Source organism: Brucella tritici, assembly GCF_902825325.1.
Taxonomy (GTDB): domain Bacteria; phylum Pseudomonadota; class Alphaproteobacteria; order Rhizobiales; family Rhizobiaceae; genus Brucella.
On record NZ_CADEAR010000007.1, the window covers coordinates 287465 to 293691 of the forward strand.

Below are 6227 nucleotides of genomic sequence, written 5' to 3' on the forward strand. Positions count from 1 at the left end.
TTAGGCAGGCAATTTCAAATCTTTAGCGTCGTCTGCGTTAATAATTGCTATTGAGTTTGGCGCGATGTCCGAATGGCAATGAAATCTCACGTTTTCGGGTACCGAAATGGCTGCAGGATTTTTTGCGCGCCGGGACGCCTGGATTCCCAGCCAGGTCAATTTCCTCAATGATTTCAATGAATCATTTTTTCATATTCGCCAAATGTGTCATAGGTTTGTGCTACAGTTGACGCACGGCGTCAAGCCTACCCACCAAGCGGAGATTATTTCCGTGATAATCGAAAAACGCGGCACCATTCGTTGAACGATGCCGCGCTCAAAGCTTCTCATGTCAAAACGCTAAATCAGTCTGGCCACCACATCGCGTAATGACGATTGCCAACACGGTGCCGCCCAATTGAATACCTCTTGGAATTTAGCCGTCGACAGCCGCGAGTTGGCAGGGCGGGCAGCCTTGGTCGGATAATCGGCTGTCGCAATATCGGTGACAGTTGCGGTTGGCCCACCGAGCTCGGTACTCTCACTGAATATGGCGCGTGCAAAGCCGCTCCAGTTCGTGTCGCCTGTACCAACCAAGTGGTAAACACCATAAGCGGAAAAATCAGGCGTTACCGCCAAATGATCCGCCACCTGGATAATCGCGTCGGCAATATCGAGTGCACTGGTCGGGTTGCCCCACTGGTCGGAAACGACTGAGAGAGCATCGCGCGTCTCCGCGAGCTTCAGCATCGTCTTGACGAAATTTTTGCCAAAGGGGCTATAGACCCACGCCGTCCGCAAAATGATGTGGTGTGGATTCGCTTGCGCGACCAGACGCTCACCTTCAAGTTTGGAGCTTCCATAGGCACCACGAGGCCCGGTGACGTCCGATTCAACATAGGGTTCGTCAGCGTCGCCCGCAAAAACATAATCCGTCGACAGATGGATGACAGGAACATTGCAAGCCTTTGCTGCTTCGGCAACTGCTTGCGCGCCTGTGGCATTCACCGCAAAGGCAAGTTCTTGCTCGTCCTCAGCCAGATCCACCGCCGTATAAGCGGCGGCGGAAATGACGAAATCGGGCTTGATCGCCGCAATGGCATTGTGCACTGTTTCTGGCTTTGCCAGATCCAGTTCCGGACGACCCAATGCGATCACTTGCAGGTCAGAACGTTGAGAAGTTCTCTCGACAAGGCTTTGAACAACCTGCCCTTCCCGCCCGGTCACAAGAAGTTTCATGCTTTGGCCTCTTCTGCCACCGCACCGCCAAGTCGCTCGCCAGCATAGGTCCCGCTGCGGATCGGCTCCCACCACCATGCATTATCGAGATACCACTGAATGGTTTTTTCCAATCCGGTCTCAAAGGTTTCTTGTGGCTTCCAGCCCAATTCACGCTCGATCTTCGAGGCATCAATCGCATAGCGACGGTCATGTCCCGGTCGATCCGTTACGAACGTGATCAGGTCGGCATAGCTCTTGCCATTTGCGCGAGGCCGTTTCTCATCGAGAATCGCGCAGATCGTTTCCACAACATTGAGATTGGTACGTTCTGCACGCCCACCGATATTGTAGCTTTCACCCAGCTTGCCCTTGGTCGCGACCAGTGCCAGAGCACGCGCATGGTCCTCGACATAAAGCCAGTCACGCACATTCGCCCCTGCCCCGTAAACCGGAAGCGGCTTTTCATCCAGCGCATTTAGAATAACAAGCGGTATCAGCTTTTCCGGGAAATGGAACGGCCCATAATTGTTCGAACAATTCGAAAGCACGACCGGCAGACCATATGTTTCATGCCAGGCTCGCACCAGATGATCTGAGGCGGCCTTCGAAGCCGAATAAGGCGAAGACGGCTGATAGGGGGTTTCTTCCGTGAAGATACCGCTATCGAAAGGCAGATCGCCAAACACTTCATCCGTTGAAATGTGATGAAACCGGAAAGCCGATCTGCGCGGCTCAGGCAGTTCCCGCCAATAGGCGAGCGCCGCATTGAGCAGGCGGAATGTGCCGACAATATTCGTTTCGATGAATGCGCCAGGACCATCGATTGAACGGTCGACATGACTTTCCGCCGCCAGATGCATGACGATGTCGATTTCGTTTGCGCGCAAGGCTTCCAGAACACCAGTGTCGTCGCAGATATCAGCCTGAAGAAAGCTGTAATTCGGATGGTTTTCAATCTGGCGCAGAGAAGCCAGGTTCCCCGCATAGGTCAGCTTATCCAGATTAACGACATTAACTTTCGGGTCGACAGCGAGATGGCGGCACACTGCAGAACCAATGAAACCTGCACCACCCGTAACAAGAATGTTCATATGATTCCTCAATCAAAAACGTCTGCATTGGTAAGCAGCGGGGCTTTCTCATCCTTATCGGACAATTGCACACCAGTTGCTGCAATAGGCCACTCTACACCAATAGCCGGATCATCAAACCGGATCGAGCGGTCGTGCTCCGGAGAGTAATAATCTGTCACCTTATAAATCACTTCGGTATTCTCAACGAGCGTGATAAAACCGTGCGCGAAACCCTTCGGTACCAGAATCTGGTTCCACTTTTCAGCGGAGACTTCGAGTGCCACCCACTTGCCAAAGTTTGGCGAGCTTTTGCGAATATCGACGGCGACATCCAGGATCGCACCCCGCGTGACACGAACCAGCTTATCCTGTGCAAAAGGAGGCAACTGATAATGCAGACCACGCACCACGCCTTTTGCAGCGGAATAAGAATGGTTGTCCTGAACGAAATTTAGATCAATGCCAGCCTCTACGAGAGCCTTGATCTTATAGGTTTCTGAAAAGAAACCGCGATCATCACCAAACTTTCGTGGAATGATCTCAAAAACACCGTCTAAACCTAAAGAGCGGACTTCCATTAATCTTTTCCCAGTTCATCAACACGTCGACGCAGGTAAGCTGCATATTCAGTTTTGCCAAGCTTTGCTGCACGTTCCAACACGGCTTCACTACTCAACCAACCTTTATCCAAACCAATTTCTTCTGGACAAGCTATCTTAATGCCCTGACGCTTTTCGATGGTCTGAACAAATGACGACGCTTCGTGAAGGCTGTCGTGTGTACCGGTATCCAGCCAAGCATACCCCCGCCCGAACCGCTGAACATTCAGTTCGCCACGCTCAAGATAAACATTATTCACCGTAGTGATCTCAAGCTCTCCGCGCGCCGATGGCTTGATCGAGCGTGCTATATCAACGACCTGATTATCGTAGAAATATAGCCCCGTGACCGCCCAATGCGACTTCGGCTTTTCCGGTTTCTCTTCAATTGAAACCGCCTTACCTGTCTTGCTATCAAATTCCACTACGCCATAGCGCTGCGGATCATCGACGCGATAAGCAAAAACAGTCCCGCCTTTCATTTGATTCGAAGAGAGCTGCGACAGCTCTGAAAGCCCATCACCAAAATAAATGTTGTCGCCGAGAATCATCGCTACGCTGTCATTCCCGATGAATTCTCTACCGATGATGAAAGCTTCGGCCAGACCGTTCGGATGAGCCTGTTCAGCATAGGAAAAATTCACTCCGAACTCTTGGCCATCCCCAAGCAATTTCTGGAAAAGAGGCAAATCATGCGGCGTCGAAATGATTAGTACGTCCCGAATCCCCGCGAGCATCAACACGCTCAGCGGATAATAAATCATGGGTTTGTCATAAATCGGGAGAATCTGTTTGGAAACGGCTATTGTAAGAGGGTAGAGGCGTGTACCACTCCCACCAGCCAAAATTATGCCCTTCATATCGTTCCCTTCAACAATATTGGAGTTTGCTCACTGCCCTAACATTTTGACCACTGCTTGGCGACCCAATATCCAAACTGAGGTTGCATACAGGCTGTATTCGCAATAACGATCTCTTACAACGCCCTGAGCAATGAGCGATACTGAAAATAGTCAATGATAAATAGGAACGTACAGAATCATAATGATATGGATTATGTGACTGGCATCATTGTCACATTCAATCCAGATATTGAACAGTTAAATAAATTGATAGAGGCGACTGCACCTCAAGTGCAGCGCCTGCTGATCGTAGACAATGGCTCTCACATAGAACTAACTTCTATCTTGGTCGAGCGAGAAAACACTGAATTGATTGCGCTGGGTGAGAATTTCGGCATTGCAAAAGCGCAAAATATCGGCATTAAATATGCAAAAACTATCGGTACAGATTATGTACTTCTTCTCGATCAGGACAGTATTCCAGCTCTCGATATGGTCGCAACACTGGTCGCAGCCGCCAACACAAAACATTCACAAGGCATAAAACTTGCATGTGTCGGCCCGCGCTATGACGACCCGCGACAAGAAATTCCGGTACCTTTCATCCAGATCAAAGACTACCGAATGATACGGCAGACCTGCGAAACGAACGAGTGCCTCGTAGAGGTAGATTACCTAATAGCATCCGGCTGCCTCATACCGCTCGAAACAATTAAAAACGTCGGTGTTATGAGAGAAGAGCTCTTCATCGATTATGTCGATATTGAGTGGGGGCTACGTGCGCAAGAAAGTGGCTATCAATCCTTCGGCGTATGCGCCGCTTCAATGCAGCATCAATTGGGCGACGAACCAGTTTACTTTCGAGGGCGTCACATCCCGGTTCACAACCCTCTCCGACACTACTACCACTTCCGAAACGCCGTGTGGCTCTATCGTCAAGACTGGCTACGCCGCAACTGGAAAGTCGTTGATGGATTGCGTCTAGTGCGAAAATTTGTCTTTTACAGCCTAATGACCCCCCCGAGGCTACAGCATTTTAAAATGATGTCTCTCGGAATTTGGCATGGCTTAACAGGACAAATGGGGAAACTCGACCGCTAATCCGCGCCCACATACGGAATTAATATAATGGCACCAGACATTTCGATTTGCATTGTCATATACGAGCCTAATCAGGACACACTGAAGAAAACGCTTGACACTCTAAAAATAGCGATTGATTTTTTTTCCGAAAGGAAATCGTTTAAACTTTATATAGTGGATAATTCACCCTCGTCCGTCATAGAAGTGAACAGCCATATAGTTCTCCAGAATATACCTTCTGAACTTATACACGGACAAGGTAATATTGGCTTTGGCCGCGCTAACAATCTGGTATTAGAGAGAGGCATCGGAAGATATCACTTGGTGCTTAACCCCGATGTTGAATTATCCGTATCCAGTCTTTGGGAAGCTACCGCTTTTATGGAGCTGCACCCAGATTGCATGTTGCTCTCTCCAGCAGCGTCCTATCCGGATGGCAGCCCTCAATTTTTGTGCAAGCGGTATCCCAATATTTTTGACTTATTCGTTCGAGGTTTCGCCCCGAGCCATATACAAAAAATATTTAAAAGGCGCATTGGGCGATACGAGATGCGTCAAGAAACTAAGCAGACAGTATATTGGGATCCGCCTATCGTGAGTGGCTGCTTCATGTTTTTTCGTGGCGACGCTTTTCGTAAACTGAAAGGGTTTGACACCCGTTATATGCTATATTTTGAAGATTTTGATATTTCCTTGAGAACATCAAATATTGGACGAATTGCTTACGTGCCTGCTGTGAAAATCATCCATAAAGGAGGCAACGCCGCCCAAAAAGGACTTTGGCATGTTCACCAGTTTCTTCGATCAGCAACCATATTCTTTTTATCCAATAATTTTAGATTATTTTAGAACGTGACTGACAGAGCCGTTCAACGGGAACGTTCCGCCATATTTCGCACGCCACTTGACCGTAAGCGATCAGCCGATAGCGTTGGCTTTGAAGTCCGTTATTTGGCGGGGGGATTACCGACGGACCTGGGCAACACTGGCGACGCTTCTTCAGACGTGCAAAATGAATGCCGTCGATCCGCTCGACTGGCTATCCCAAACCTTGAGCCGTATCGCTCAAGGCTGGCCTGTAACCGAAATGACCTGCCACTGAGAATTTCCTCCAGAATGGATTAGAGTCCTGCCCATTGAGGAGGGACACATGAAGAAGCAGAGATTTACAGAAGAGCAGATTATTTCAGTGCTGAAGGAGCAGGAGGTGGGCGCAAAGGTCGCCGACTTGTGCCGCAAGCATGGGATTTCAGACGCAACGTTTTATAACTGGAAAGCCAAGTACGGCGGCATGGAAATATCTGAGGCGAAGCGGTTGAGGGGGCTGGAAGAGGAGAATGCCAAGCTGAAGAAGTCAAGGCGCTGGAAGCCCGGACGCCAGCTGCGGCAGAATGAATCAAGTATCTGGATTCGCGTGTTTTTGCTGGCGT

At 49.5% G+C, this 6227-nt stretch carries 8 protein-coding genes and 1 pseudogene; 5 read left to right on the top strand and 4 right to left on the bottom strand.

Annotation, left to right across the window (positions count from 1 at the left end; all coding sequences use genetic code 11):
• Positions 1 to 106: 106 nt before the first annotated feature.
• Entirely contained in the window at positions 107 to 304 is a 198-nt protein-coding gene (locus tag HWX93_RS12935) for a hypothetical protein (RefSeq protein WP_176037551.1), read from the top strand.
• A 35-nt stretch (positions 305 to 339) separates the two neighbouring features.
• Here the strand turns inward: HWX93_RS12935 and rfbD are convergent, their stop codons facing one another.
• The 4 genes from rfbD to rfbA are packed head-to-tail and all read right to left on the bottom strand — an operon-like array spanning position 340 to position 3732.
• A complete protein-coding gene (gene rfbD, locus HWX93_RS12940) occupies positions 340 to 1218 on the bottom strand; it encodes a dTDP-4-dehydrorhamnose reductase (protein ID WP_176037552.1) in 879 nt (292 codons plus the stop codon).
• Positions 1215 to 2291: a dTDP-glucose 4,6-dehydratase gene (gene rfbB, locus HWX93_RS12945; RefSeq protein ID WP_176037553.1), complete on the bottom strand. Its 1077-nt coding sequence runs from the start codon at positions 2289 to 2291 to the stop codon at positions 1215 to 1217. Before rfbB ends, rfbD begins: the two co-directional genes overlap by 4 nt.
• 8 nt (positions 2292 to 2299) lie before the next feature.
• Complete coding sequence (gene rfbC, locus HWX93_RS12950) at positions 2300 to 2851, bottom strand: dTDP-4-dehydrorhamnose 3,5-epimerase (RefSeq protein ID WP_176037554.1); 552 nt, start codon at positions 2849 to 2851, stop codon at positions 2300 to 2302.
• Positions 2851 to 3732, bottom strand: coding sequence for a glucose-1-phosphate thymidylyltransferase RfbA (gene rfbA, locus HWX93_RS12955; RefSeq protein ID WP_176037555.1), 882 nt, complete (start codon positions 3730 to 3732; stop codon positions 2851 to 2853). The genes rfbC and rfbA overlap by 1 nt, the downstream gene beginning before the upstream one ends.
• A gap of 189 nt (positions 3733 to 3921) precedes the next feature.
• Here rfbA and HWX93_RS12960 point away from each other — a divergent pair, with 189 nt between their 5' ends.
• The 4 genes and pseudogenes from HWX93_RS12960 to HWX93_RS12975 all read left to right on the top strand — a co-directional run.
• Positions 3922 to 4815 carry a glycosyltransferase family 2 protein gene (locus tag HWX93_RS12960; protein WP_176037556.1) on the top strand — a complete coding sequence of 298 codons (894 nt, stop codon included), beginning with the start codon at positions 3922 to 3924 and terminating at the stop codon, positions 4813 to 4815.
• 27 nt (positions 4816 to 4842) lie between these two features.
• On the top strand, positions 4843 to 5646 hold the full coding sequence (locus HWX93_RS12965) for a glycosyltransferase (protein ID WP_176037557.1): 804 nt from the start codon (positions 4843 to 4845) through the stop codon (positions 5644 to 5646).
• A gap of 121 nt (positions 5647 to 5767) precedes the next feature.
• A pseudogene (locus tag HWX93_RS12970) lies at positions 5768 to 5899 on the top strand (transposase domain-containing protein); the annotation flags it as partial.
• A 48-nt stretch (positions 5900 to 5947) separates the two neighbouring features.
• Positions 5948 to 6227, top strand: a 280-nt coding sequence (locus tag HWX93_RS12975) for a transposase (protein WP_235969108.1), incomplete at its 3' end; no start/stop codon positions are given.

What these genes read in the sequence shown, in the direction of transcription:
- rfbB (WP_176037553.1), bottom strand. Translation starts at nt 2,291, where the DNA reads ATGAACATTCTTGTTACGGGTGGTGCAGGTTTCATTGGTTCTGCAGTG.
- rfbC (WP_176037554.1), bottom strand. Translation starts at nt 2,851, where the DNA reads ATGGAAGTCCGCTCTTTAGGTTTAGACGGTGTTTTTGAGATCATTCCA.
- rfbD (WP_176037552.1), bottom strand. Translation starts at nt 1,218, where the DNA reads ATGAAACTTCTTGTGACCGGGCGGGAAGGGCAGGTTGTTCAAAGCCTT.
- rfbA (WP_176037555.1), bottom strand. Translation starts at nt 3,732, where the DNA reads ATGAAGGGCATAATTTTGGCTGGTGGGAGTGGTACACGCCTCTACCCT.
- HWX93_RS12960 (WP_176037556.1), top strand. Translation starts at nt 3,922, where the DNA reads ATGGATTATGTGACTGGCATCATTGTCACATTCAATCCAGATATTGAA.
- HWX93_RS12965 (WP_176037557.1), top strand. Translation starts at nt 4,843, where the DNA reads ATGGCACCAGACATTTCGATTTGCATTGTCATATACGAGCCTAATCAG.
- HWX93_RS12935 (WP_176037551.1), top strand. Translation starts at nt 107, where the DNA reads ATGGCTGCAGGATTTTTTGCGCGCCGGGACGCCTGGATTCCCAGCCAG.